Annotated in this window: 1 protein-coding gene; it reads right to left on the bottom strand. The window is 76.5% G+C overall.

From position 1 onward, the window contains the following. Window positions 1-132: 132 nt before the first annotated feature. Window positions 133-835 (bottom strand): bifunctional DNA-formamidopyrimidine glycosylase/DNA-(apurinic or apyrimidinic site) lyase (mutM, locus tag HMPREF3105_RS01555; protein ID WP_070708613.1); only part of this gene is annotated, 703 nt, incomplete at its 5' end.

Below are 835 nucleotides of genomic sequence, written 5' to 3'. Positions count from 1 at the left end.
CGACCGGCGGGGCGTCGTCGCGCGGGGACTCGGGACGCGGCAGGGGCTCGGGCGTCCAGGACGCGGCCGGGGGATGGCTCACTCGGGTCTCCTGCTCGAGGTCGGGGGTCAGGCCAGTCTACGGACGCCTCGTCAGGCGTCGGCCGCCACGGCCCGGCGACGGCGCGGCCTGGGCTGGCAGCGCGGGCACAGGTGGCTCGCACGGTTCATGAACGGCTCGCGGACGATGCGGGAGTCGACCCCCTCGGCGGCGCAGCGGCGACACGGCTGCCCGGTGCGCCCGTAGGCCGCCAGCGAGCGGGCGAAGTAGCCCGATCGCCCGTCCACGTTGACGTAGAGCGCGTCGAAGCTCGTGCCCCCCACCTCCAGGGCCCGGCGCATCACGTCCTGGACGGCCGCCATGAGGCGCAGCGTGTCCGCCCGGCGCATGCGCTCGGTCGGGCGCTCGGGGTGCAGGCGGGCGCCCCACAGGGCCTCGTCCGCGTAGATGTTGCCGATCCCGGAGACCAGCGACTGGTCCAGCAGCGCGCGCTTGAGGGTGGAGCGGCGGCGCGCCAGGCGCGCGTGCACGGCCGCGGGGTCGAACAGGGGGTGCAGCGGGTCCAGGGCGATGTGGGCGGCCGTGGTGGGGATCCGCTCGCCGCCGGCGGCGTCGTCGGGCCGCAGCGCGTCGAGCCACCAGCCGCCGAAGATCCGCTGGTCCACGAACCGCAGCTCGCGGGCGGAGCCGTCCGCCGCGGTGACGGGCAGGCGCAGGCGCAGGTGTCGCTGGTCGGCGGCCCCCGGTTCGTCCACGAGGATCTGCCCGCTCATCCCCAGGTGCACGACGACGGCG

It is taken from the genome of Micrococcus sp. HMSC31B01 (genome assembly GCF_001816085.1).
GTDB classification, from domain to species: Bacteria; Actinomycetota; Actinomycetes; order Actinomycetales; family Micrococcaceae; genus Micrococcus; species Micrococcus luteus.
The sequence above is the reverse complement of the archived record's forward strand: the minus strand, read 5'-3'. Positions and strand labels throughout refer to the sequence as shown.